The following is a 25,815-nucleotide window of genomic DNA, read 5'->3' on the forward strand; positions in this document are numbered from 1 at the left end:
CGTTTTTGCATCTGGTCCCTAGCCCCGATACCCGTTGCTGATCGGGTAGCGCCGCTCGCGACCAAACGCGCGTCGCGACACCTTCGGTCCCGGGGCGGACTGGTGGCGCTTCCACTCGCTGATCCGCACCAGCCGCAGCACGCGCTCGACCGTGGCCGCATCGAACCCGGCCGAAACGATCTCGTCGTAGGACTGCTCCTGGTCGACATGGCGCAGCAGGATCGCGTCGAGCACGTCGTACGGCGGCAACGAGTCCTGGTCCTTCTGGTTCTCGCGCAACTCGGCCGACGGCGGGCGATCGATCACCGCCTGCGGAATGACCCGGTCGCCGACGGTATTGCGCCAGCTCGCCAGTGCGAACACCTCGGTCTTGTACAAGTCCTTCAGCGGCGCATAGCCACCGCACATGTCGCCGTAGATCGTGGCGTAGCCGACCGCGTACTCGCTCTTGTTGCCGGTGGTCAGCAGCAGGCCGCCGAACTTGTTGCTCATCGCCATGAGCAGCGCACCGCGCGTGCGCGATTGCAGGTTCTCTTCCGTGGTGTCGACGGCGCGGCCGGCGAATTGCTCGGCCAAAGCGTCCAGATAGCCCTGGAACGGCTTCTCGATCGGCACGGTCAGCAGGCGTACGCCTTGCATCTGGCATTGCTCGGCAGCCAGGTCGTTGGACAGGTCGGCGGTATAGCGCGAAGGCATGCGCACGGCGGTTACGTTTTCGGCACCGAGTGCATCCACGGCAATGGCCAGCACGAGCGAGGAATCGATGCCTCCGGACAGACCCAGCCATACCTTCTCGAAACCGTTCTTGCGGCAATAGTCGCGGGTGCCGCGCACCACGGCGCGCCAGGCCAGCGCATCGCGGCTCTCGTCGCCGTCTTCCACCCACTCCACCGCTTCGAAGCGGCGCGTGTCGGCATCGAAATCCACCACCAGCCACTGGTCGGTGAAGGCGGCCGCCGCCGGATGCACCGTGCCATCGCCGTCGGCAACCACGGAACCGCCATCGAACACCAGCGCGTCCTGGCCGCCAACGCCATTGAGATAGACCAGGCCGACGCCGGTTTCCTGCACGCGCTGGGCCAGCAGCATGTCGCGCTCGGCATGCTTGTCGCGCTCGAACGGCGATGCATTGGGCACCAGCACCAGCTCGGCGCCGGCGGCGACCGTGCTGGCCAGCGGCTCGGCGAACCACAGGTCCTCGCAGATGATCAGCCCGACCTGGACGCCATCGACATCGAACACGCAGTCTTCGCGGTCCGGGTCGACATCGAAATAACGGCGCTCGTCGAAAACCGCGTAGTTGGGCAGCTCGCGCTTGCGATAGGTGTGCGAGACATGGCCGTCGCGCAGCACGCTGGCGGCGTTGTAGACCACGCTGCCGGCGGCCTGGGGCCAGCCGACCACCGCGACGATGCCCTGGGTGGATGCCGCGACGCGGTTGATCGCCGCTTCGCAATCGGCCAGGAAGCCCGGGCGCAGCAGCAGGTCCTCGGGTGGATAGCCGCTCAACGCCAGCTCGGGGAACAGCACGACATCGGCGCCGTACTCGTCGCGCGCCTGCGCGATCATCTGCGCGATGCGCTCGGCGTTCTGGTGGACCGCGCCGACCGGGAAATCGAACTGGGCCAGGGCGATGCGAAGCGGATTGGACATCGAAGTGCCACCTGCTCTGAAACCCTCCCGCGGCAGCGGAGAGGGCTGGGAATAGAGCTGCATTCTCCCAGAAAAAGAAAAAGGCCACCCGAAGGTGGCCTCTTTCACAACGCTGGCAACCGGCGGATTACTTCGCCAGGCGCTTGGCGATCGCCGCGCCGAGGTCGCCCGGCGACTTCACCGTGGTGACGCCGGCCTTTTCCATCGCCGCGAACTTGCCTTCGGCCGTGCCCTGGCCGCCCGAGGCGATCGCACCGGCGTGGCCCATACGCTTGCCCTTCGGCGCCGAAGCGCCGGCGATGAAGCCGACGACCGGCTTGGTCACGTACTTGCTGATGAACTCGGCCGCTTCTTCCTCGGCCGAACCGCCGATCTCGCCGACCATGATGATGCCTTCGGTCTGCGGGTCTTCCTGGAACAGCTTCAGCGCGTCGATGAAGTTGGTGCCGTTGATCGGGTCGCCGCCAATGCCGATGCAGGTCGACTGGCCCAGGCCCACGTCGGTGGTCTGCTTGACCGCTTCATAGGTCAGCGTGCCCGAACGCGAGACGATGCCGATCTTGCCCGGCATGTGGATGTGGCCCGGCATGATGCCGATCTTGCACTCGCCCGGGGTGATGACGCCCGGGCAGTTCGGACCGACCAGCACGACGTCCTCGAAACCCTTGAGGGTGTTCTTGACGCGCAGCATGTCGAGCACCGGGATGCCCTCGGTGATGCAGACGATGACCTTGATGCCGGCATCGGCCGCTTCCAGGATCGCGTCGGCCGCGAACGGCGGCGGCACGTAGATGACCGAAGCGTCGGCGCCGGTCGCATTGACCGCGTCGCGCACGGTGTTGAAGACCGGCAGGCCAAGGTGCTGCGTGCCACCCTTGCCCGGGGTCACGCCGCCAACGACCTTGGTGCCGTAATCGAGCATCTGCTCGGCGTGGAAGGTGCCCTGCGAGCCGGTGAAGCCCTGGACGATCACCTTGGTGTTCTTGTTGATCAAAACGGACATGTCTGTGGCCCCTTACTTGCCAGCGACGGCGGCAACCGCCTTCTTCGCGCCATCGTTGATGTCGTCGGCCGGGGTAATGGCCAGACCCGAGTTCTTCAGAATTTCCTTGCCGGCTTCGACGTTGGTGCCTTCCAGGCGCACGATCACCGGCACCTTGACGTCGACTTCCTTCACCGCGGCAATGATGCCTTCGGCAATCATGTCGCAGCGGACGATGCCGCCGAAGATGTTGACGAAGATCGCCTTGACCTTGTCGGACGACAGGATCAGCTTGAACGCTTCGGTCACGCGCTCCTTGGTTGCGCCGCCGCCGACGTCGAGGAAGTTGGCCGGCGAACCGCCGTTGAGCGAGATCACGTCCATGGTGGCCATGGCCAGACCGGCGCCATTGACCATGCAGCCGATGTTGCCGTCCATGGTGACGTAGTTGAGGTCGTGCTGGCTGGCCAGCACCTCGGTCTCGTCTTCCTGGCGGATGTCGCGCATCGCGGCCAGGTCCTTGTGGCGGAACGTGGCGTTGTCGTCGCTGTTGATCTTGCCGTCGAGCACGGCCAGATCGCCGTTGGTGAGGATGGCCAGCGGGTTGAGTTCAACCAGCGCCAGGTCCTTCTCGTTGAACAGCTTGAACAGGCCCAGCATGATCTTGGTCAGCTGGCCGACCTGCTTGGCGTTCAGGCCCAGGGCGAAGCCGAGCTCGCGGCACTCGTAGGGCTGCAGGCCCTGCACGTAGTTCACGTGCAGCGTCTTGATCGCGTCCGGGTTCTCCTCGGCGACCTTCTCGATCTCCACGCCACCCTCGGCGGAGGCGATGAAGGTGATGGTCTGGGTCGAACGGTCGACCAGCACCGACAGGTACAGCTCGTTGGCGATGTCGGTGCCTTCGGAGATCAGCACCGAGTCGATCGGCAGGGCGACGCCGGCGGACTGGTAGGTCTCCATCCGGGTGCCGAGCATGGCCTGGGCGTACTGCTTGACCTCGTCATAGGACTTGGCGAGCTTGACGCCGCCAGCCTTGCCGCGGCCACCGGCGTGGATCTGCGCCTTGACCACCCACAGGTCGCCAGGGATGGCCTTGGCCGCCGCGACGGCCTCGTCAGGGGTGCGCGCAACGCGCCCGGCCGGAACAGCGATGCCGTAGTCGGCAAACAGCTGCTTTGCCTGATATTCGTGAAAATTCATGCGTCACCGAGGGGAGTAATAAGAATCCCCGCGGTCCGGCACGGCCGCAGCGCGAGGGGGCCGTATTGTCGCCGATCAGGGCGGTTCGGGCAAAACACCCCTCTGCCCCGCCGAGGCGCTTGCAGGGACGTTGTCCTGCCCTCTGCCTTTGCGGGAGAGGGACAGGCCGCCGCAGGTGGCCAGGAAGAGGGGCGGCATCGGCCACATCTGGCAACAATGTCCCGCCGCCCCCCATACTCGCGACAACCGCCCGCCTTCCAGGACAGCCGCTTGCCGCTTGCTCTCGCCCCGATCGATGCCGCCGATGCCGATCGGGCGCTGCGCCGCGAGCTCTATTTCTTCACCCTGTACCGGCTGCTCGAAGCGGCACTGCTGGTGTTCTTCCTGTTCGGGCCGGCCACCGAGCTGATCGAGCCGTTGCGGCACGCCCTGGGCGCGCGCGCGGTGGCTCTGTCCTACCTCTTCATCGCCGCCTTGCTGTTCGCCTTCGGCAAGCGTGGCGAGCTGCGCAGCCAGACCCTGACCGGCATCGCCGCCGATCTGTTCTTCGGCCTGCTGGCCATGCACACCATGCCTGCCGCGGGCACCGGCATCGCCCTGATGCTGCTGTTCAACGTCGGTGCCGCGGCCCTGCTGCTGCCGCCACGCTATGGCCTGGGCGCCGCGGTGGTGGCGGTGCTGGGGCTGTTTGGCGAGTACGCCTGGAGCACGCTGGACCCAAGCTTCGCGCGCCGCACGCTGGCCGAACCGATGATGTTCGCCATCGGCTACATGGCCGTCGCCACGCTGACCAGCATCCTCGGCCGGCAGATGCGCGACAGCTACGACCTGGCCGAGCGCCGCGGCGCCGAAGCCGCGCACCTGGGCGAGATCAACGAGCTGATCATCCGCCGCCTGCGCACCGGGGTGCTGCTGGTGGACCGTGGCGATTGCATCCGCCTGGCCAACGAGGCGGCGATGCTGCTGCTGGGCGACGCCGGCGAGAGCACCGACCTGCACGGCCAGCGCAGCCTTGCCGTGGCAGCGCCGGAGCTCGCGCGCCGCCTGCAACGCTGGCGCAGCGACGGCACCCACAACGACAGCCCCGTGCAGTTGGCCCCGGACCTGCCCGAGGTGGTGCCGCGCTTCACCCGGCTGCTGGCCGGCAGCGACCAGGTGCTTCTGTTCCTCGACGACACCTCCCTGCTCTCGCGCCACGCCGAGTCGATGACCCTGGCCACGCTCGGCCGGTTCTCGGCCAGCCTGGCCCACGAGATCCGCAACCCGCTGGCCGCCATCAACTACGCCGTGCAGTTGCTGGAGGAGTCCGACGACATCCCGACCGCCGAGCGCCGGCTGCTGGAGATCATCCGGCAACAGGGCATGCGCATGAACGGCATCGTCGAGAACGTGCTCGGCATGGCCCGGCGCGAACCGGCCAAGCCCGAGCACGTCGAGCTGGTCGGCTTCGCCCGCATGTTCGTCGAGGAGTACCTGGAGAGCCACCCGCTCGACCACGACACGCTGCGCACCAGCGGCAAGGTCGCGCGCCTGCCGGTGATGATCGACCCGCGCCAGCTGCACCAGGTCCTGACGGTGCTGGTGCACAACGCCCTGACCTATGGCCGCATGCCGGGTGAGCCGGCCAAGGTGTCTGTCCATGTATATGCAGACGAGGCCGGGACGCCGTCCATCGACGTTCTCGATCGTGGCCCCGGCATTCCCGAATCGGTGGCATCGCGCCTGTTCCGGCCGTTCTTCACCACCTCCAGTCACGGCACCGGCCTTGGCCTGTACATCGCCCGCGAACTCTGCCGGGCAAACCAGGCCACGCTGGACTACGTGGCGATGCCGGGCGGCGGTGGCTGCTTCCGCATCCGCTTGATCGGGAGCCACACCCTGATGACCGCCTGATCGCGTCGATCGCTCGTCCAACACCGTGCTGAATGCGCGGAACCCGCCGAATCGGCTTGGCTCTTCACGCTCCCTTAAGTTATCGTGAGGGACGGAGGGGACGATGGCCGAAACACGTAGTGCACTGGTGGTTGACGACGAACGCGACATTCGCGAGTTGCTCGTCATGACATTGGGGAGGATGGGATTGCGTTGCGACACCGCTTCCACCCTCGGGGAGGCACGCAGCCAGCTGTCCCGGAATCAGTACGACCTGTGCCTGACCGACATGCGCCTGCCGGACGGCTCGGGCATGGACCTGGTCGCCGAGATCAGCCAAAAGCACCCCGAGACCCCGGTCGCCATGATCACCGCCTTCGGCAACGTCGAAGCCGCGGTGGAGGCACTGAAGGCCGGCGCGTTCGATTTCGTCGCCAAGCCCGTGGACCTGGCCGTGCTGCGCGACCTGGTCCGCCACGCCCTGGACCTCAACGAGAGCCGCCGCAGCGCGCCGCCGGCCGATGCCGTCGCGGCCCGCCTGTACGGCCAGTCGCCGGCCATGACCACCCTGCGCCAGACCATCGCCAAGGTCGCGCGCAGCCAGGCGCCGGTCTATATCGTCGGCGAGTCCGGCGTGGGCAAGGAACTGGTCGCCCGCACCATCCACGCCGAAGGCGGCCGCGCAGGCGGCCCGTTCGTTCCGGTCAACTGCGGCGCGATCCCGGCCGAGCTGATGGAAAGCGAGTTCTTCGGCCACAAGAAGGGCAGCTTCACCGGCGCCCACGCCGACAAGCCCGGCTTGTTCCAGAGCGCCGACGGCGGCACCCTGTTCCTGGACGAAATCGCCGAGCTGCCGCTGTCGATGCAGGTCAAGCTGTTGCGCGCCATCCAGGAAAAGTCGATCCGCCCGGTCGGCGCCAATGTCGAAGTGCCGGTCGACGTGCGCATCCTGTCGGCCACGCACAAGGACCTTGGCGCGCTGGTTTCGGACGGCCGTTTCCGCCAGGACCTTTACTACCGCATCAACGTCATCGAGCTGCGCGTGCCGCCGCTGCGCGAACGCCAGGACGACCTGCCGGGCCTGGTGGCCATGGTGCTCAAACGCCTGGCCACGGCGCAGTCGCGGCCGGTGCCGGCGCTCAGCGACGACGCCCTGGGCGTGCTGCGCAGTTACTCGTTCCCGGGCAACGTGCGCGAGCTGGAGAACATCCTCGAGCGCGCGTTGGCGCTGGCCGAAGACGAGATCCTGACCGCCGACGACCTGCGACTGCCGCAACCGGCACACGCGCACAGCGCGGTGTTCCCGCCGCCGGCGAATGCCGCGGCGAACAATGGATCGCCGGCGCCGGCACCGATCGCCGTGCCAGGCCAGCCGATGATGGCCATCGACCCGCGCACGCTCAACCCACGCGACACCGCCAGCAGCCCGCTCCCCTCTTACATCGAGGAAATCGAGCGCGCGGCGATCCAGCAGGCGCTGCAGGAAAACCGCTACAACAAGACCCGCACCGCGGCCGCGCTGGGCATCACCTTCCGCGCGCTGCGCTACAAGCTGAAAAAACTCGGGATCGATTGAGCGCACGGGTGCGCTGCAAATTGCCGACCACATTGAATCCCGGCACACGCCGGGATTCTCTTTTGGGTCGCAAAGATGACCGAGCGCACATGCTTTGGCAGCATCTGCCCCCGGCAGTCGTTTGGCACCCGATCGGGTCCAAACCCGCCCCGGCCTCGGTCCGGCGGCTCTGCTGACGCATAGCGTCACTGACTCACCCAAACTGACAAATATCGTCACTGCCGCTTTGGCGGGTTCTGACATTTTGCGTGAACGCATACCCAGAATGGCAAGTAGAACCGCCAAAACCACCCTTGGCACGGCTTATGCGTGTATTTTCAGCGCACGTGCCGTGAGCACGGCTGCCCGAGGATCGGAAGGCCCGAACCAATGGCACGTGAAGCAATAAAACACTCCTAGGGGAAACACATGAAGAACAACCAGCAAGGCTTCACCCTGATCGAACTGATGATCGTCGTTGCGATCATCGCCATCCTGGCCGCGATCGCGCTGCCGGCTTACCAGGACTACGTGGCCCGCTCGCAGGTCACCGCTGGTCTGGCCGACATCCGTGGCGGCGTGACGGCGTTCGAAGAGCTGATCAACAAGGGCAGCCCGACCACCTTTAACCAGCAGAGCGATATCGGCCTGCAGACCACCACCACGCGCTGCAAGACGATCACCGTCGATGGTAAGGAAGCCGGCTCGATCAAGTGCGAGCTGACCGGCAACCCGAAGGTCGCCACCAAGACCGTCACTCTGAGCCGCGCCACCTCGGGTGCGTGGAGCTGCGCTACGACGGTCGACCCGAAGTACAAGCCCGCCGGCTGCAGCTGATTTGTTCCACAAAAAGCCCCGGCCTTGGCCGGGGTTTTTTTTTGCCCGAGCTCTACCATTCAGACCGCGAAATCGTCCGCTGGTCAGCCAAGTCCGATCTGGAATCCAATCGGATGCAACTTGGCACGCATCGTGCACCTGTTAACGAAGTTATATCTGCAGGGGGCAGATGATGCGAAACCAGCAAGGATTCACCCTGATCGAGCTGATGATCGTCGTGGCGATCATCGCGATCCTGGCGGCCATTGCCATTCCGGCCTACCAGGACTATGTGATTCGCAGCCAGCTGACGGCCGGCCTGCAAGAAATCACGGGGGGCAAGTCCACATTCGAGTCCCAGGTCATTGCAAACAGCGCAACCACGTTCAACGTGACCGATCTTGGCCTGCGTTCTCCGACGCCACGCTGCACCATCACGATGAATCCGTCCGCGAGCAACGGCTATATCCGATGCACGCTCAAGGGCAACCCGGCGATCGCCAACGAGACCATCGAAATCGCCCGCAGCAGTTCCGGCGCATGGACCTGCAAGGTCTCCTCCGGCGTGCAGGACAAGCACAAGCCGGCAGGCTGCGTCTGATTCGTGAATTACGCCTCGAGAATGCGCGCGCGACCCTGCTTCGGAGCGATTACACTTCCGGATCGTCGCTATTGAGCGCACTTTGATGCATGCAGCAAGCCGTAAGACCCTGCTTCTCGCGTTTGTCCTGCTGTCTGCCGCCGCTCTGGTCTACTGGCCCGGCCTGAGTGGCCGGTTCCTGTTCGACGACTTCCCGAACATAGTCAGCAATCCCCTGGTCCATCTCGAGGCCTGGTCCTGGTCCGGGCTGGCCTCTGCCGCGCAGGCATATGAGCACGGTGCGTACGGCAGGCCGCTCGCCACGATCAGTTTCGCCCTCAATTATCTGATTGGCGGTTCCGACCCGTTTGGCTACAAGGTCGGGGGCCTCATCGTCCACCTCATCAACAGCGCGCTCGTCTTCCTGCTGGTGCGCAAGCTGTTCCGCCTGGTGAGTACCGAAGCCTGGACGACAGCCACGGCCTTCACCGTGGCCCTGCTCTGGGCCGTGCATCCGCTCCAGGTCTCGTCGGTGCTGTACGTGGTGCAGCGCATGGAGACCCTGTCGCTCACGTTCGTCCTTGCGGCGCTTCTGGCCTACCTGCAGGGCCGCTGCGCACAGATGAAGGGCGAGGCTGGCTGGCCTTGGCTGCTGTGCTGCATTCCGCTGGTGGTTCTTGGCCTTCTCAGCAAGGAAACCGCGATCCTGTTTCCTGCGTTCGCCCTTTCGCTGGAACTGACCGTCCTCGATTTCAAGGCACAGTCCGGCCGTACGAGCCGGTCGTGGAAATGGGCCTACGGTTGCGGCGTTGCGCTCGCGGTCGTGCTGTTCGCAACCGTAATCCTGCCGCCGTACCTCGAGCCTTCGATGTTCGAGTTCCGTGGCTTCACGCTGTCCGAGCGACTGCTCACGCAGCTGCGGGTCCTGCCGTTGTACCTCGGGCAGATGTTGTTGCCGCTGTCGGGAAGCCTGACGTTCTACTACGACACGTTCCCCATCTCGCACGGCTGGCTGGACCCGGTCACGACGTTGCTGGGGGGCCTGCTGCTTCTGGCCTTGCTCGGGGCCGCATTTGCCCTGCGCCGGCGGGCACCGCTGGTCAGCCTGGGCATCTTCTGGTTCTTCAGCTGCCACCTGCTGACAAGCAATGTTTTCCCGCTCGAGATGGTGTTCGAGCATCGCAACTACTTTGCGCTTCTCGGCGTGCTGCTGGCTCTGGCGGACCTCGTCCGGCGCATCCCGATGCGCGATGGCCCCAGGCTCAAGTACGCCGCGGTGGCGGCAATCGTGCTGACGATGGCCGGCCTCACCTTGTTGCGCTCGGCTACCTGGGGGAACTCGCTCCACCTGGCAATGGACCTCAGCGCGAAGAATCCAATGTCGGCCCGTGCGAGCAACGACCTTGCCGAGCAGTACATGTTGATGGCTGGCGGCAGCAGCAATTCGCCGTTCTACAGCATGGCCGTCCAGGAGTTCGAACGTGGCTCACGACTCCCGAATGCATCGCCACTGCCCGAGCAGGGCCTGATTCTCTTCGCCGCAAGCCTCGGCAAGCCCGCACAACAGGACTGGTGGGATCGGCTCTATCACAAGCTTCGCACCAGGCCGCTGGGACCGCAGGAGGAATCCGCGGTTGCCGGCTTGCTCAAGCACCGCTACCAGGGCATTGACCTCGACGACCGGAAGCTCGCGCAGGCCTACATAATCCTGACCGATCGCACCAAGGTCCCGAACTACGTCTACGCGCAGTTTGGCGACCATGCCATCAAGTACCTGCATGACGATGCGCTCGCCGACCGGATGTTCCTGGCTGCGATCAACCGCAATCCCCAAGATGCCGACTACGCAATGCAGACGTTTGCGACCCTGGTGGCGGATGGTCACAAGCGGCAGGCGCAAGTAGTGATGGAGCGTGCCAGGGCTTTGGGACTCGCGCCTGAAGGAAAGGTCGCGGGCGTGCCCGGTCCGGCAGCCTCTGGATCCCGATGACCTGCGGGGCGTAGATGAAAGCCTTGATGGTCAGTACGTCGTACCCAACCGACGATTCGGACTGGAAAGGATTGTTCATTCGTCGACTCGCCGAAGCGCTGGCGAGGCGTCGCGAAATCGATCTTCGCCTGTGGTCGCCACCGGGCCCCCTTCCGGGGAATTCCCGCCTGGATCTGACTCCCGATGAGCAGCGGTGGCTCCTCAAGCTCATGGCCGATGGCGGTATCGCCCATCTGATGCGCACCAGTCGCGTGGCCGGAGGCATCGCCGCCGCGCAGCTGTTGTACTACTTGCGTCGCGTATTCCGCCGCAACCAGGACGTCGACGTCTATCACGTCAACTGGCTGCAGAATGCCCTCGCCCTGCCGGCGAACCGACGCCCCGCGCTTCTCACCGCGCTGGGGACGGACATGCAGCTGCTGCGCCTGCCAGGCGTCAAGGCCTTGCTGCGGCGCGCGCTTCGCAACCGTAAGGCAGCGATCTGCCCGAATGCCGAGTGGATGGTCGAGCCTCTCAGTGCCGCCTTCGGCGATGTCGCAAGGATCCAGTACGTTCCGTTTGGCGTTGACCCGCGCTGGTTCCAGATCCAGCGCCAGCCGCCAGACGCAGAACCCAGACGTTGGCTGGTCGTCTCGCGACTGACGCAGAACAAACTGGGCCCACTGTTCGACTGGTGCCGGCCGCATTTCGAATCCGGCCAGCGCGAGCTGCACCTGCTCGGCCCGATGCAGGAGCAGGTCGAGGTCCCCTCCTGGGTCCACTACCATGGGCCCGCCACTCCGGATCAGCTTGCCAATCGCTGGTTTCCGCAGTCTAGTGGCCTCATTACGCTGAGCCGGCATGCCGAGGGGAGGCCACAGGTGATGCTTGAAGCCATGGCCGCGGGCCTGCCGATTGTCGCCTCGGGAATTGCCGCCCACGAGGACTTCCTCAAGCATGGTCAAACCGGTTGGATCTGCGCGGACCCGGACGCGTTTGCCGACGCAATCGGCGCCTCGGAAGGCGATGCCGGCACAGCGATCGGAGAGAACGCACGAACCTGGGTACGCAACGAGATCGGCACGTGGGACGACTGTGCGCAACGTTACGTTTCACTCTATGAAGGCCTGACACGGGAAACCTGATGGCGGAGTCGATACTTGTCCTGGGAGCATCGGGTTTCATCGGCCGCCGCCTCTGCGAAGCTCTCGCAGACGACGGCTTCGATGTCGTGGCCGCGACGCGGCGCCCGGTATCGTTCGACGATCCGCGGATTCGATCGACCTTCGGAACGTTCGACACCCCGCAACAGTTCGCTGCCCTGCTTGAAGACTGCCGACTCGTGGTCCATGCGGCCTCTTCGAGCACGCCCGGCAGCAGCGCCTCCGATCCGCTTTCCGAACTGAGCGCCAACCTCCAGCCGACGCTCGCGTTGCTCGACGCCGTGCAGCACAGGCCGGACGTCCCGCTGATCTACATTTCGTCCGGTGGGACGCTTTATGGCGACCATGCCATGCCGCCCTACTCGGAAGGCACGCTGCCGGCGCCTCGCTCGTTTTACGGGGCAGCCAAGGCCAGCGCGGAGATGTTCATCAGCGCCTGGGCTTCGCAGTCGGGCGGATCGGTGACGATCCTGCGCCCTTCGAATGTCTACGGCCCCGGGCAACACTCACGGTCGGGATTCGGCGTTGTTCCCGCCGCATTCGGTTGCGTGATGACCGGGACGCCATTCACGATCATTGGCGATGGCCAATCCGTTCGCGACTATCTGTACATCGACGACTTCGTTGCCGCATGTCGGCTCTCGCTCCACGCGCCCGTTCGCCAGGGCGTGGCGACCTTCAACGTGGCCAGCGGCCACGCAGTGCCGTTGTCGACGCTGCTCGATGCGATAGACCAGGTGACTGGAACTCCGCTGCAACGCATCCACGTGCCCAGTCGCGCAGTCGACGTTCGCAATGTCACGCTCGATTGCAGCCTGCTGCAGAAAACCCTGGGCTGGCACGCCGATACCGACCTTCACCGCGGACTTGAGCAGACATGGCGCTGGATCTCGACGCTCCAGTAGGCGAGGCTCGCCCGGTCTGTACGGTCTGTATAGCCAATTACAACGGCGAAGCGCTGCTCGGCCCCTGCATTGAATCCATCCTGGCGCAGGACTGCGGGTTCGCGGTCGAGATCATCGTTCATGACGATGCCTCGACCGACGGATCGATGGCGTTTCTCCGAAGCCACTTCCCGCAAGTGGAGGTCATCGCCAGCACGTCGAACGTCGGCTTCTGCGTCTCCAACAATCGAATGGTGGCCAAGGCGAGCGGCGAATTCATTCTGCTGCTGAACAACGACGCTGCGCTGGCCAGCGATGCACTGCGGCGCCTCCACGAAGAGTCGCGCCAGAGGCAGCGTCCGTCCGTGCTGACGTTGCCCCAGCGCGATTGGGTAACCGGCGACCTCGTTGATCGCGGCTGCCTGCTCGATCCCTTCTATAACCCGGTTCCCAATCTGGATCCGTCACGCTCCGAGGTCGCCTACGTGATCGGCGCCTGCCTGTGGACCACCCGCGATCTCTACCTGTCCCTGGGTGGACTACCGGACTGGATGGAGTCGATCGGCGAGGACCTCTACCTCTGCTGCGCGGCCCGGCTGCAAGGCGTCGATGTGGGCGTCCTGCCGGACAGCCATTACCGTCATCGCCAGGGCGCGAGCTTCGGAGGCAACCGGCCTGATCAAGGGAAGTTGAGCACCACCTATCGCCGAAGGTTCCTGAGTGAGCGCAACAAGACCGCCGCCCTGCTGTGCTGCACCCCGACCGCAGGGGCCTGGCTGCTGTTGACGATGCACCTGTTCGTCCTTCTGCTGGAAGGGTTGGCAGTCAGCATCGCCACCGGCAAACCGGCGGCCTTGTGGCGGATATACCTGCCGGCGATCCGATCCACCCTGTCGGGCCTTCCCGCTCTTCGCAAGCGCCGCAAGCGGCTGCAGCAACGGCGTTCCATCCCGCTCGGAACCTACTTCCGCGCCTTTACGCTCGCACCCAGAAAGCTGGTGCTGCTGTTCCGCCACGGATTGCCGACGTTTCGCTAGTCGAAACGACGGTGCATGCACACCTCGGTATCTCGCATGTCGCTAGCCTTTGCGACGCGAGCCCGCTTCGAACTCTCCGGCACGCCCCCTGATTCCATCGAGGATTGCGCGCGCCACCATGCCGAGATTGCGTCTCCTTGCTGGCGAGAAGAGAAGGTACGCATAGATGTTTGTCAGCCAGTACGCACTCGCACGGACCTTCCAACGCCACTGGATGTGTCTCATCCGGAGCAGCAGGAGGAAGTTGCGGATACGGTAATAGAGCCGCTGTGGCGAGTAGGAACTGTAGGGTCGCCAGCCAAACAGCCAGATCGGAAACGTCTCTTCACCCAAGTGCTGCTCAAGCCGGGCAAGCGATGAGCCATACAACTTGAATCCCAGACTCCTGGCCCGGTGGCACCACTCGGTATCGATGTAGTCGATGAACAGATCGTCACGCATGCCACCAACCGCCGGAAACACCGAGGCTGGAATGAGCGATCCCGAAGTTATCCCCGTCAGGACCTCAATGGTTGAGGCATCCGTCTCGCAAAGGGTACTGGTGTAAAAGAGCCGCCCGGGCAGCTGAACCTGAAAGGGGAAAATCTGGCCGCTAACGCGATCGAAATAAGTTGGACATACGCAGCCAACCCGCTCACCAGCATCAGATCTCGCAACTGCACCTTCGATCAGCTTCTCCACCATGTTGTCGGCCGGGAGGCTGTCCTGATCGCTCAGCAGCACGTAACGACAGTCTTCTTTCAGCGCAATCTCAATACCCGCGTTGAGCGCCGAAGCCAAGCCCCGGTTCGCTCCGAGACGCACGACCCTCACCTTCGCGGCGCATGCTCCGAGCCCCTCCAGTGCAGGCTCCGGTCCGGATTCAAACTCTGGCGTGTTGTCCACGACAACCAGCATGTCCAGTTGAGGCAGCAGCCTTCTGGCGAGCTCCGTGAATCCCGTGCCCATCGGGTAATAGGTCACGACCACGCCGCAGGTCCGGACCTCAGCCACCATTCGGGAATACCGCCTCGTAGAAGCGCCTGATGTTCCCAACGTACACATCCTTGGAGTAGATGCCGGCGAGGTGCTCGAACTGGCGGGCGTTCACGGCACGGTACGTTGCCTCGTCCTCGCAACGCGCTGCATCCTCCGGAAAACGACCCACCAGATCGTCCCAGGAGGAATAGATGAAGTCGAGCGCTTTGAAGTCGGGAGTGAAGAACCGATCGTTGTAGACGGCGCTCCCGACGCCTCCCGAGAACACCGGTTCGACGAGGTACCCATCCAGGCCCTCGCCGAACGTGACCGAGAAACGCGCGCGCGTGATCAGTTCCTTGTACTGCTGGTATGTCAGTCCAGCGATTTCCCTGAACGCAAACAGCGGCATTGCACGCTGCAGGCGCGCCAGCACATCCGACTTCTCCGGAGTGACATCCCGGGAATAGATCACCAGGCGGTCTTTCTGGGATACGTCCAGCCTCTTGTAGCCCTCGGGGCTGACCCATGCCGACAGGTGGTGCAAGGGACAACCCAGGCGCGCCTCGAACTCTGGCGTCGAGTAGGCCTTGTGGGCGGTCGTGCAACTGAGAGAGCCGAACGAAGCCAAGCGCTTCATGTCCGCCTGCGAAGGACACAGGTCGACGTTCTGCAGCAGAACATTGATCGCTGTATCTCGTGGGATCCTGGCCCTATTGCGCTCCAGCCATCGCAGCGCCTCCGGCACATGGACCTCCGGGACATGGATCATCAATGCTGGTGACGCCCCCAACACACCCCACACGTCCTCGATACCGAGCAAGGTCTCGGAATTATCGAAGCGGGTATAGCGAAACAAGGGAGGGTGCCCAGGCAACGTGCAAACGAACACCGAGGCTCCATGAATCGACTGGAGTCGTCGACTCTCATCCGCAATCGAAAGGATGGACATCACACCACCCGTCACGGCGTCGATCCCAGGCACAAAAAATACGATCGCCCGCGGCACCGGCATGGGAAACCCCGCCTTCAGCACGGCCTGTCGCTTGCGTGAGATGCTCGCAGCGCGCAACGGGTTGCCGAGCAACATGTGCCAGATCGTTCGCCGTAGGCGCAGATAGAGTGATTTGGCACTCAATGGCCCTCGCATGTCAGTTCTCCGCGGCTTGCGTAAGCGAGACGGGACGCTGGTTGACCAGCGTCATCATGTCCCTGAACGATGCGATGCGCATTAGCCATGCCATCAAGAAATAGACGGTGGCCCCGGCTGCGGGAATGACGCCGATCTTGACCAGAGGATGGACCTGCCACGCCTCGGACCACCACCATGCGCCGAACGCCATCGGCAAAGCGACCAAGGTCGCCGGCACGCAGTCGCGAATCTGTGCCAGCGCCCCATAGCCCAGCTGCTTCCTGGTGTAGTGGGCATTCACAGCGAAAGCGAACATGCCAAATACCACCTGACTCCAGGCGACGCCCATTACCCCTTGAGCTGCCCCTAGCACCAGCAGCACCACACCCACGACCTTCTTCGCCACCTCGAGACGGAAGTACAGGTGCGAGTGACCTTGGGCCATCAAGGCATTTAGATTCACCACGTGCAGGGGCCACATCAAACCCGCCAGACAGAGAACCCTCAGCATCGGAACCGCTGCCAACCATTTTTCCCCATAGAGCGCGAGGACTGTCGGCTCAGCCAGCGCCGCCATTCCCAACATCATGGGAATGTTGAGCAGCATCAAGCCCCTTACCGAGAATTGGACGCCCCTACGAAGAGTGGCTTTATCATGTGCACGAGAAGCGAACAGGGCAAACGCGACCCGCGAGAACACGCTGGACAGGAACGTGCTCGGTAGCTGTCTGGTCGTTTCGGCGCAGTTGTAGTGAGCTAGCGCACGGACACCGCTGCCCTTGCCCACCAACAGCGTATACAGCCGGCTATAAGTCACTTCAAGCAAGCTTGAGGCGAACATATAGCCCCCGAATCCAAACAGCTTGCGCGCCGAAGCAATACTGAAACTCAGGCCTGGACGCCAGTCGCAACTGATCCAGAGAAGCAAGGTCGTGGTTCCGGTCATGACCAGCGTCTGGGCGATCAGCGCCCACACCCCAAACCCGTTCCACGCCATGGCCACGGCAAGCGATCCTGACGTGCTCGCGGCGACCGCGCCGATGATCATCTGCTTGCGGAAATCCAGGCGCTTGTTGAGCACGGTGACGTGGATTGAGCCCAGCGCGCTCAGGAAGACATTGAACCCCAGCGCCGGTGTAAGTTGCGCGAGCAGGGGAATGCCATAGAAGTCAGCGATGTAAGGCGCCAGCAGCCACAACACGGTTGCCGCCATGGCACCAATTGAAAGGTTGAACCAGAACACCGTGGACTCATCAACGTGAGTCGTATCCTGCCGCTGTATGAGAGCGGAGGAGAATCCGCTGTCGACGAACGCGCCGGCGATTCCGGTGAACAGATACAGGAGGGCCACGGTGCCGAACTCCTCAGGCGTCAGGAGTCGGGCCAGGACTACGGCTACTGCGAACTGGAGAGACTGGCGGAGCAGAAGATCGCCGCCACTCCATGCTGCTGCCGAAAAGGCGCGTCGCTTCAGCATCGCTCAGCGCTTGCGAACTGCGGGGACTCCCGCCACCAAGGCGCCGGATTCGACCGGTTTTGTCACGCAGGCACCCGCCGCGACAATCGCGCCGTCACCTATCGACAGGGGCTCCGATGCTGTTCCGTTGATGATGGTTGCCCCGGTTCCTACAAATACGCCGCGCCCGATCCTGACATTTCCCGATACGTGGACGCCAGGCGAAAGCGTCGTGAAATCGCCTATCGATGCCTGATGGCCGATCGTGCAGCCCAGATTCACATGGACATGCTTGCCCAGGTTGACGTTGGTCGTCACGATGTTGCCTGCGCAGATCACGACTCCGTCGCCTATATCCACCCAGCGGGACATCTCGGCACGCGGATGAATAATTCGGGTTGGCGTCATGCCTGAACCAATGCATACGTCGACCGCTGCCGCCCGGCGAGCGGGATCGCCAATCGCCACGATGAACCTGGCATCGTTGTCGGGACTCAACTCCGATAGCAGTTCGATTCGGAGGCCATTGACGGGTTCGCCAACGAACTCGGGACGGTCGACGACGAAACTGGTCGAAATCCTGTCCCCCCATGCCTGTTCGGCAAGCCATGCAACTTCCCTTGCGAATCCTCCGGCCCCGAAGATTCGAAGCCGACGAAATCCAGGGTCGGCTGCGTGGAAGGGGTTGCATGCATCGGGCTTCATGCCGCGGCCATGCGCTGATTGATGACTGCCGCCACCGTATCGATTGCGACCTCGCTCAGTGTCGGCCCCGTAGGCAGCACGATCACCCGCTCCGCCACCCTGATTGTATTGGGAAGGACGAGACGCGCATGCGGGAACAGATCCCGGTACGGCTGCATGCCGTGACACCCTGGCCAGAAATACTTGCGGGCGAGAATGTTCTCTGCATGCAGGGCGGCCAGAATTTCATCGCGACTCACTGCCGAATCGTCACCCACCTCGACCACCACGTACTGGTAGTTCGGGTCGTTGTCCCGATCGTATGGCAGTACCGTCAACCCGGGCACACCTGCCAGGGCGGCAAAGTACTGTGAGTGGCAACGGTCATTCGCGCAGACGAACTCTCCCAGTGCGTCCATATTGACCAGGCCCATCGCGGCATTGATCTCGGGCATCTTGCCGTTTGTCCCCGGGTGGATGACGTTGTCGTATCCCGCAAAGCCGAAATTGCGCATGAGCCGAATTGCTTCGGCAAGTTCGTCATCATTGGTGACAACCGCGCCACCTTCGAAGGTATTGAATACTTTCGTCGCGTGGAAACTCAGTACTTCGCATCGACCGAAGTTGCCCAGCTTCTTTCCCTGGTGGCTGCAGTCGAAACCATGGGCAGCATCGAACATCAGCTGCAAGCCGTGCTCATCCGCAATCTGCTGAAGCGCATCGGTCGGTGCGGGGCGCCCCCAAAGGTGCACCCCAATGATCCCCGAGGTTCGCGGGGTGATCATTCTCCTGACGGCATCCGGATCGAGGTTGTGAGTGTCGGGATCGACGTCGGCGAACACTGGCGTGATGGCTTGCCAGTGCAAGGCATGGGCTGTAGCGATGAACGTATACGAAGGGATGATGACTTCCCCTTCCAGTCCCAATGCCCTTACGGCAATCTCCAAGGCCACGGTGCCATTGCACATGGCGACACAGTGCTTGACCCCCAGGCGAGCGGCAATCCTAGATTCCAGCTCCTGCACAAGGGGGCCGTTGTTGGTCAACCAGCGCCGGTCATAGATCTCCGCGGTGTACCGGAGCAACGCCTCCTTGTCACCGAGATTCGGGCGCCCCACGTGCAGCGGCTCCACAAAGGCCGGAGACGCGCCAAAAATGGCCAGGTCGGCCGTGCTTCGGATCGTCTTCATGCTGGCTGACATTCTATTCAAAGCGTCGGTACGTCAACGAAGTGATCTGCTCGGAGATGAGCCCGATCAGGAAAATGATCACCGTCGCACTGAACAACAGGGTGCTCATGTTGGTGAAGCGCCCCATCGTCGCGTATGTGTACGCGTAATAGCCGACGCCAAGCGCGAAGAATGCCGCGGCGGTCGGCGCAAACAGCTTCAGCGGCGAATACAGCGTCGCAATCTTGAAGATGATCAACAGAAAGCGGATGCCATCCTTGATCGGCCGGATATGGCTGCCGTTGCCCACGCGCTTGGCGACGGGAATCGGCACGTAGGCCACCGGGTAGGCGCTGCGGAAGAACGCCATCGTGCTGGTGGTCGGGTAACTGAAGCCATTGGGCAACAGGTGCAGGAACTCGCGGAACTTGTCGGCGCGCACGGCACGGAAGCCGGACGTCAGGTCGAGGATCTCGTGCCCGGTCATCCAGCTGGCCAGGCGGTTGTAGAAGCTGTTGGCCAGCCCACGATGGAAATTGGCCTGACCCGAGCCGTCGCGGGCCCCGACCACCATGTCGTAGCCCTCGTCGAGCTTCTCGAGCAGCAGGCCGATATGGGCCGCGCTGTGCTGGCCATCGGCATCCATGAACACGATCACGTCGCCCGTGGCCGCCCGCGCGCCGCGCTTGATGGCCGCGCCGTTGCCCATCGAGTACGGGGATGACAGCACGCGGGCGCCGTGCCCGGCCGCGACCGCGGCGGTGGCGTCGCTGGAACCGTCATCGACCACGATCAGCTCGGCCTGGGGCCATTGCTCGCGCAGGGCAGGCAGTGTCCTGGCCAGGCCCTCGGCTTCGTTCTTTGCAGGTAGTACTACGGAAACGCGCATCCCCCTCCCCCAGTTGCCTGCACAGAGTAGGCGATGGGGCTTCCCCCAGGAAGGTGCAGACGTCCCCGTTTTCTAAATGGGGCTGCGGCCGCGGGACTGCACAAACGTGCGCACCGTCCGCTCCCCAGGCAACAGGATTGCGGTACAGTCCGGTCGGGGAATTACAGGGGGCTCCATGAGCACCGTTGCCACTGCCAACCTGGTGGGGATCACCGGCATTGCCCGGCGCCTCGTGCTGGACGGGGTCCTGGAGGACACGGCTGCCCGCCAGGCGCTGGCCACCGCCACCAGCCAGAAGCAGCCCATCGCCACCTACCTGGCCGAGAAGCGGCTGGTGACGCCGGCGCAGCTGGCCGCAGCCAATTCGATCGAGTTTGGCGTGCCGCTGCTCGATGCCTCGGCGTTCGATCCCAAGCAATCCGCCATCAAGATCGTCAGCGAAGCCCTGGTCCGCAAGCATTCGGTGCTGCCGCTGTTCAAGCGCGGCAACCGGCTTTTCATCGGCATCGCCGATCCGACCAACAACCAGGCCCTGGACGAGATCAAGTTCCAGACCAACCTGGCGATCGAGCCGATCCTGGTCGACGAGGACCGGATCAAGCGCTGCATCGACACCTGGCTGGAAGCCAGCGACGCACTGGCCGACACGGTCGGCGACTCGGAAGGCCTGGATTCGCTGGACGTGTCCGGCGGCGACGCCGACCTGGCCAACGAAAGCGGCGTGGACGTCAAGACCGACGACACCCCGGTGGTCAAATTCGTCAACAAGGTGCTGGTGGACGCGATCCGCAAGGGCGCCTCGGACATCCATTTCGAGCCCTACGAAACCGAATACCGCGTGCGCCTGCGCATCGACGGCCTGCTCAAGCAGGTCGCCAAGGTGCCCACCAGCCTGCAGGCCCGCATCGCCGCCCGCATCAAGGTGATGGCGCAGCTCGACATCGCCGAGAAGCGCGTGCCGCAGGACGGCCGCATCAAGCTCAACATCTCCAAGACCAAGCAGGTCGACTTCCGCGTCAGCACGCTCCCGACCCTGTTCGGCGAGAAGGTGGTGATGCGTATCCTCGACGGCAGCGCGGCCAAGCTGGGCATCGACAAGCTCGGTTACGAGGACCACCAGCGGGACCTCTACGAGAAGGCCCTGGCCAAGCCCTACGGCATGGTCCTGGTGACCGGCCCGACCGGCTCGGGCAAGACGGTGTCGCTGTACACCGGCCTGAACATCCTCAACGAGGAGCAGCGCAACATCTCCACGGTCGAGGACCCGGTCGAAATCCGCGTGCCGGGCATCAACCAGGTGCAGATGAACGTCAAGCGCGGCATGACCTTCGCCGCCGCGCTGCGCAGCTTCCTGCGCCAGGACCCGGACGTGATCATGGTCGGCGAAATCCGCGACCTGGAAACGGCCGAGATCGCCATCAAGGCGGCACAGACCGGCCACATGGTGCTGTCCACGCTGCACACCAACGACGCGCCGCAGACCATCGCGCGCCTGATGAACATGGGCGTGGCGCCGTTCAACATCACCTCGTCGGTGACCCTGGTCATCGCCCAGCGCCTGGCCCGCCGCCTGCACGACTGCAAGCGCGAAGTGCACCTGCCCGAGCATGCCCTGCTGGCCGAGGGCTTCAAGCCCGAGGAGATCGCCGAAGGCCTGAAGATCTACGAGGCCGTCGGCTGCGCCGACTGCACCGAAGGCTACAAGGGCCGCACCGGCATCTACCAGGTCATGCCGATGAGCGATGAGATCCAGGCGATCGTCCTTGCCGGCGGCAACGCCATGCAGATCGCCGATGCAGCACAGAGATCGGGCATCGACGACCTTCGCCAGTCGGCGATGCTGAAAGTCAAGAACGGCGTTACCAGCCTCGCCGAAATCAACCGCGTAACAAAGGACTAAGCCATGTCCGCGACCCGCACTGCCACCAAGCCCACTACCGTGCGTCGCGCCGACGCCTTGCCTGTCTTCACCTGGCAGGGCACCGACAAGCGCGGCAAGGTGATGAAGGGCGAAACGCAGGCAAAGAACGCCAATGCCCTGCGCGCCGAACTGCGCAAGCAGGGCATCCAGCCCAAGGTGGTCAAGCCCAAGGGCAAGCCGTTGTTCGGCGCCGCCGGCAAGCGCATCACCCCGCTCGACATCGCGGTGTTCAGCCGCCAGATCGCGACGATGATGAAGTCCGGCGTGCCGATCGTCGGCGCGATGGAGATCATCGCCAACGGCAACAAGAACCCGCGCATGGCGACGCTGGTCAACTCGGTCCGCGCCGACATCGAGAGCGGCTCTTCGCTGCATGAGGCGCTGAGCAAGCACCCGGTCCAGTTCGACGAGCTCTACCGCAACCTGGTCAAGGCCGGTGAGTCGGCCGGTGTGCTGGAGGTCGTGCTCGACACCGTCGCGACCTACAAGGAAAACCTCGAAGCCCTCAAGGGCAAGATCAAGAAGGCCATGTTCTACCCGGCCATGGTCATCGCGGTGGCCCTGGTTGTCAGCTCGATCCTGCTGGTGTTCGTCGTGCCGCAGTTCGAGGAGGTCTTCAAGGGCTTCGGCGCGGACCTGCCGGCCTTCACCAAGCTGATCGTCGCCCTGAGCCGCTTCATGGTGGCCTGGTGGTTCGTGATCCTGCTTGGCGTGATCGGGGCGATCGTGGCCTTCATCATGGCCAAGAACCGGTCGATTGCCTTCTCGCGCCTGCTCGACCGCCTGGTACTGAAGTTGCCGGTGGTGGGCCAGATCATGCACAACTCCGCCATCGCCCGTTTCTCGCGCACCCTGGCCGTGACCTTCAAGGCCGGCGTGCCGCTGGTGGAGGCGCTCGACACCGTCGCCGGCGCCACCGGCAACGTCCTGTACGAGGACGCCGTGCGCAACATCCGCGATGACGTCGCGGTCGGTTACCCGGTCAACGTGGCGATGAAGCAGGTCAACCTGTTCCCGCACATGGTCGTCCAGATGACCGCCATCGGTGAAGAAGCCGGCGCCCTGGACACGATGTTGTTCAAGGTCGCCGAGTTCTACGAGCAGGAGGTCAACAACGCCGTCGACGCGCTGGCCAGCCTGCTGGAGCCGCTGATCATGGTGTTCCTGGGCGTGATCGTCGGTGGCATGGTGATCGCCATGTACCTGCCGATCTTCAAGCTGGCCTCCACGGTCGGCTGATCGGCACACAGGGATTTCTTAGGCGACAATCCGACGCATGGCATTCCTAGATCAGAACCCCGCCATCGGTTTCCCGCTGGCGGCCGGGCTCGGCCTGTTGGTCGGCAGCTTCATCAACGTGGTGATCCTCCGGCTGCCCAAGCGGCTGGAGTGGCAGTGGCGGCGCGACAGCCGCGAAATGCTGGGCGAGCCGGAGACCTACGATCCGCCGCCACCAGGCATCGTGATCGAGCGATCGCACTGCCCGCACTGCAAGCACCAGCTGTCCTGGTACGAGAACATCCCGGTGTTCAGCTACCTGGCGCTGCGCGGTCGCTGCCGCAGCTGCAAGGCGCCGATCTCGCCGCAGTACCCGCTGGTCGAGCTGCTGACGATGCTGCTGGTCGTCGCCTGCGTCTGGCGCTTCGGCTTTGGCTGGAAGGGTTTTGGCGCGATCGTATTCACCTGTTTCCTGATCGTGCTGTCCGGCATCGACCTGCGGACGAAGTTGTTGCCTGACCAGTTGACCCTGCCGCTGATGTGGCTGGGGTTGATAGCCGCGTCCGACAACCTGTATTTCCCGGCCAAACCCGCCCTGCTCGGCGCCGTTGCGGGCTATTTGAGCCTGTGGACGGTGTGGTGGCTGTTCAAGCAGCTCACCGGCAAGGAAGGCATGGGCCACGGCGACTTCAAGCTGCTGGCCGCGATCGGCGCCTGGACGGGTCTCAAGGGCATCCTGCCGACGATCCTGCTGTCGTCGCTGGTCGGCGCGATCATCGGCTCGATCTGGCTGGCGATGAAGGGCCGCGACCGCTCCACGGAAATCCCGTTCGGGCCCTACCTGGCCGTCGCCGGCTGGATCGCCTTCTTCTGGGGCGACCAGATCGTCGGGACCTACATGCGGGTCTCCGGCTTCCACTGAGGCCGCACGTCTTCATCCCTGCCCCTCGGCCGCACAGTGGCGGAGGGGCTTATATGATCCGCGCATGAGCGACTTCATCATCGGCGTCACTGGCGGCGTTGCCTCCGGCAAGAGCGTGGTCACGCGCCGTTTCGAGGAACTCGGGATCGTCGTTGCCGATGCCGACGTGGCCGCGCGCGCCGCGGTAGCGCCCGGGTCCGACGGCCTGGCCGAGGTCGTCGAGGCATTCGGAAGCGGCGTGCTGGGCGCCGATGGCGGCCTGGACCGTGCCGCCATGCGGCAACGGGTGTTCGGCGATGAGGCCGCTCGCCGGCGCCTGGAGTCGATCATCCACCCGCGTGTGCGCATCGCACTCCATTCGGCCTGCCAGGCCGCCAGCGGCCCATACGCGATCGCGGCGATTCCCTTGCTCGCCGAAGGCGGTGGCCGTGACGCCTATCCGTGGCTGGCGCGGATCCTGGTGGTCGATGTTCCGGTCGCGGCGCAGCGCGCGCGCTTGATGGCGCGCGACGGCGTCGACGCCACCCTGGCCGACCGGATGATCGCAGCCCAGGCGACGCGGGCGGCGCGACTCGCGGTCGCCGACGACTTGCTGATCAACGATGCGGCGCTCGATGCCCTTGACGAACCGATTGCGGCGCTCGATCGCCGGTACCGCGCCCTCGCCGGGGCCTAGCGCGTCAGACCGGCCAGAGGCTGCGTATGGCAGCGATGCCCTGGGCGCCGTGCGCCCTCGCGTCTGCCAGGTCGTCCGGGCCGAGGCCGCCGATCCCGTAGATTGGCAGCGACACCCGCTCGCGCATCGCCGCGAAGCCTTCCCAACCGATGCCGGCCAGGCCGGGGTGACTCAGGGTCGGCTTGACGTTGCCCACCACGGCGAAATCGCAGCCCAGGGTCTGGGCGGCGATGACGTCATCCAGGCCGTGGCAGGACGCTGCCAGTGGCAGTTCTGGCGGCAGCGGCCGCTGCGACTGCCGGTGCAGGAGTGACGTCGGCAGGTGCAGACCGATGCCCAGTTCGAGCGCGATGTCGGCGTCGCTGTTGATCAGGACCTCGGCGCCCGCCTGGCGGCAGCGCTGCACCGCCTTCGCCACCAGCGTTCGCCAGCGCGCCGCGTCGATGCCCGGTGCACGCAACTGGACGCGGCGAACGCCTGAGGCAAGCGCGGTTTCCAGCTGCCTCAGCCACTGCGCATCGTCATCCGGCACCGGCGTCACCAGGTACAGCGCCGGCTGCAGCAGTGCGGCCACCACGGGCCGATCCGCCGGTGGCATCGCGTAGCTGCTGAGTTTGTGCGGCGGCACCCATACCAGCGCCTGCCCTTCGCGGCCGCGGGCGCTGCCGCGCCAGCTGGCGATCGTGCGCACATCCAGGCGCAGGCGTTTGTCGGGATATATCTGCGGGACGCTGATCAGGCGCGCGCCCACTTCCACATCGATGCCGAGCTCTTCGTGCAGTTCGCGCGCGAGTGCCGCTTCCGCCGACTCGCCGGGTTCGTGCTTGCCGCCGGGAAATTCCCACAGGCCGGCGAGGTCACGGCCTTCGGTACGACGCGCCAGGAGGACGCGGCCGCGGGCATCGCGGATGACGCCGGCCATGACTTCGACGAAACGGGTGGGCGCTCGCGCGCCGTGCCCGTCGGGGTGCGGGGAGGTTGCTGGTGGAGGCTGGGCGGTCATGGGGTCGGCGCCATGGGCGCCCTGCCCTCACCCCGCCCCCTCTCCCGCGAGCGGGAGAAGGGCTTTGAGACGGAGCG

22 protein-coding genes are annotated in these 25,815 nt (G+C 64.4%); 12 read left to right on the plus strand and 10 right to left on the minus strand.

The genetic code is table 11. The features are described from left to right. Window positions 1–18: 18 nt before the first annotated feature. The 3 genes from AB4Y64_RS12165 to sucC all read right to left on the minus strand — a co-directional run bounded on the left by AB4Y64_RS12165 (window position 19) and on the right by sucC (window position 3,835). On the minus strand, window positions 19–1,653 hold the full coding sequence (locus AB4Y64_RS12165) for an NAD+ synthase (RefSeq protein WP_441816727.1): 1,635 nt from the start codon (window positions 1,651–1,653) through the stop codon (window positions 19–21). 127 nt (window positions 1,654–1,780) lie between these two features. After that, window positions 1,781–2,656 (minus strand): succinate--CoA ligase subunit alpha, encoded by an 876-nt coding sequence (gene sucD, locus AB4Y64_RS12170; RefSeq protein WP_441816728.1) that lies wholly within the window; start codon window positions 2,654–2,656, stop codon window positions 1,781–1,783. 12 nt (window positions 2,657–2,668) lie between these two features. Then, window positions 2,669–3,835 (minus strand): ADP-forming succinate--CoA ligase subunit beta, encoded by a 1,167-nt coding sequence (sucC, locus tag AB4Y64_RS12175; RefSeq protein ID WP_241918519.1) that lies wholly within the window; start codon window positions 3,833–3,835, stop codon window positions 2,669–2,671. Window positions 3,836–4,105: 270 nt separating this feature from the next. Here sucC and AB4Y64_RS12180 point away from each other — a divergent pair, with 270 nt between their 5' ends. The 8 genes from AB4Y64_RS12180 to AB4Y64_RS12215 all read left to right on the plus strand — a co-directional run bounded on the left by AB4Y64_RS12180 (window position 4,106) and on the right by AB4Y64_RS12215 (window position 13,711). Next, a complete protein-coding gene (locus tag AB4Y64_RS12180) occupies window positions 4,106–5,728 on the plus strand; it encodes a sensor histidine kinase (protein WP_441816729.1) in 1,623 nt (540 codons plus the stop codon). Between the two features lie 103 nt (window positions 5,729–5,831). Beyond that, the gene (locus AB4Y64_RS12185) at window positions 5,832–7,283 is read left to right on the plus strand and encodes a sigma-54-dependent transcriptional regulator (protein ID WP_441816730.1); all 1,452 of its coding nucleotides are present in this window, start codon (window positions 5,832–5,834) and stop codon (window positions 7,281–7,283) included. Window positions 7,284–7,691: 408 nt separating this feature from the next. Beyond that, on the plus strand, window positions 7,692–8,099 hold the full coding sequence (locus AB4Y64_RS12190; protein ID WP_441816731.1) for a pilin: 408 nt from the start codon (window positions 7,692–7,694) through the stop codon (window positions 8,097–8,099). Window positions 8,100–8,268: 169 nt separating this feature from the next. Further along, entirely contained in the window at window positions 8,269–8,679 is a 411-nt protein-coding gene (locus AB4Y64_RS12195) for a pilin (RefSeq protein WP_441816732.1), read from the plus strand. Window positions 8,680–8,764: 85 nt separating this feature from the next. Further along, window positions 8,765–10,648, plus strand: a complete 1,884-nt coding sequence (locus AB4Y64_RS12200) for an ArnT family glycosyltransferase (protein WP_441816733.1) — start codon at window positions 8,765–8,767, stop codon at window positions 10,646–10,648. A gap of 14 nt (window positions 10,649–10,662) precedes the next feature. Further along, the gene (locus AB4Y64_RS12205) at window positions 10,663–11,772 is read left to right on the plus strand and encodes a glycosyltransferase family 4 protein (RefSeq protein ID WP_441816734.1); all 1,110 of its coding nucleotides are present in this window, start codon (window positions 10,663–10,665) and stop codon (window positions 11,770–11,772) included. Beyond that, window positions 11,772–12,695, plus strand: coding sequence for an NAD-dependent epimerase/dehydratase family protein (locus tag AB4Y64_RS12210; RefSeq protein WP_441816735.1), 924 nt, complete (start codon window positions 11,772–11,774; stop codon window positions 12,693–12,695). The genes AB4Y64_RS12205 and AB4Y64_RS12210 overlap by 1 nt, the downstream gene beginning before the upstream one ends. After that, on the plus strand, window positions 12,668–13,711 hold the full coding sequence (locus tag AB4Y64_RS12215) for a glycosyltransferase family 2 protein (protein ID WP_441816736.1): 1,044 nt from the start codon (window positions 12,668–12,670) through the stop codon (window positions 13,709–13,711). Before AB4Y64_RS12210 ends, AB4Y64_RS12215 begins: the two co-directional genes overlap by 28 nt. Window positions 13,712–13,753: 42 nt before the next feature. Here AB4Y64_RS12215 and AB4Y64_RS12220 read toward each other — a convergent pair whose 3' ends face one another. The 6 genes from AB4Y64_RS12220 to AB4Y64_RS12245 form a co-directional block, all read right to left on the minus strand. After that, window positions 13,754–14,707, minus strand: a complete 954-nt coding sequence (locus tag AB4Y64_RS12220; RefSeq protein WP_441816737.1) for a glycosyltransferase family 2 protein — start codon at window positions 14,705–14,707, stop codon at window positions 13,754–13,756. Then, entirely contained in the window at window positions 14,697–15,758 is a 1,062-nt protein-coding gene (locus tag AB4Y64_RS12225) for a hypothetical protein (protein WP_441816738.1), read from the minus strand. Before AB4Y64_RS12225 ends, AB4Y64_RS12220 begins: the two co-directional genes overlap by 11 nt. Window positions 15,759–15,819: 61 nt before the next feature. Beyond that, the gene (locus AB4Y64_RS12230) at window positions 15,820–17,277 is read right to left on the minus strand and encodes a lipopolysaccharide biosynthesis protein (RefSeq protein ID WP_441816739.1); all 1,458 of its coding nucleotides are present in this window, start codon (window positions 17,275–17,277) and stop codon (window positions 15,820–15,822) included. 3 nt (window positions 17,278–17,280) lie between these two features. Continuing rightward, entirely contained in the window at window positions 17,281–17,961 is a 681-nt protein-coding gene (locus AB4Y64_RS12235) for an acetyltransferase (protein WP_441816740.1), read from the minus strand. After that, complete coding sequence (locus AB4Y64_RS12240; protein WP_441816741.1) at window positions 17,958–19,130, minus strand: DegT/DnrJ/EryC1/StrS family aminotransferase; 1,173 nt, start codon at window positions 19,128–19,130, stop codon at window positions 17,958–17,960. The genes AB4Y64_RS12235 and AB4Y64_RS12240 overlap by 4 nt, the downstream gene beginning before the upstream one ends. Before the next feature lie 13 nt (window positions 19,131–19,143). Next, the gene (locus AB4Y64_RS12245; RefSeq protein WP_441816742.1) at window positions 19,144–19,998 is read right to left on the minus strand and encodes a glycosyltransferase family 2 protein; all 855 of its coding nucleotides are present in this window, start codon (window positions 19,996–19,998) and stop codon (window positions 19,144–19,146) included. Window positions 19,999–20,173: 175 nt separating this feature from the next. Between AB4Y64_RS12245 and pilB the strand changes: the two genes are divergently transcribed. The 4 genes from pilB (at window position 20,174) to coaE (ending at window position 24,735) form a co-directional block, all read left to right on the plus strand. Further along, on the plus strand, window positions 20,174–21,898 hold the full coding sequence (gene pilB / locus AB4Y64_RS12250) for a type IV-A pilus assembly ATPase PilB (RefSeq protein WP_441816743.1): 1,725 nt from the start codon (window positions 20,174–20,176) through the stop codon (window positions 21,896–21,898). A 3-nt stretch (window positions 21,899–21,901) separates the two neighbouring features. Then, on the plus strand, window positions 21,902–23,158 hold the full coding sequence (locus AB4Y64_RS12255; protein ID WP_441816744.1) for a type II secretion system F family protein: 1,257 nt from the start codon (window positions 21,902–21,904) through the stop codon (window positions 23,156–23,158). Window positions 23,159–23,195: 37 nt separating this feature from the next. Beyond that, a complete protein-coding gene (locus AB4Y64_RS12260; RefSeq protein WP_441816745.1) occupies window positions 23,196–24,059 on the plus strand; it encodes a prepilin peptidase in 864 nt (287 codons plus the stop codon). 64 nt (window positions 24,060–24,123) lie between these two features. Further along, complete coding sequence (gene coaE, locus AB4Y64_RS12265; RefSeq protein WP_441816746.1) at window positions 24,124–24,735, plus strand: dephospho-CoA kinase; 612 nt, start codon at window positions 24,124–24,126, stop codon at window positions 24,733–24,735. Window positions 24,736–24,739: 4 nt separating this feature from the next. Here coaE and AB4Y64_RS12270 read toward each other — a convergent pair whose 3' ends face one another. Continuing rightward, a complete protein-coding gene (locus AB4Y64_RS12270) occupies window positions 24,740–25,738 on the minus strand; it encodes a Nudix family hydrolase (RefSeq protein ID WP_441816747.1) in 999 nt (332 codons plus the stop codon). Window positions 25,739–25,815: the final 77 nt, after the last annotated feature.

It is taken from the genome of Lysobacter sp. TAF61 (assembly GCF_052113485.1).
Lineage (GTDB): Bacteria > Pseudomonadota > Gammaproteobacteria > Xanthomonadales > Xanthomonadaceae > Lysobacter_J.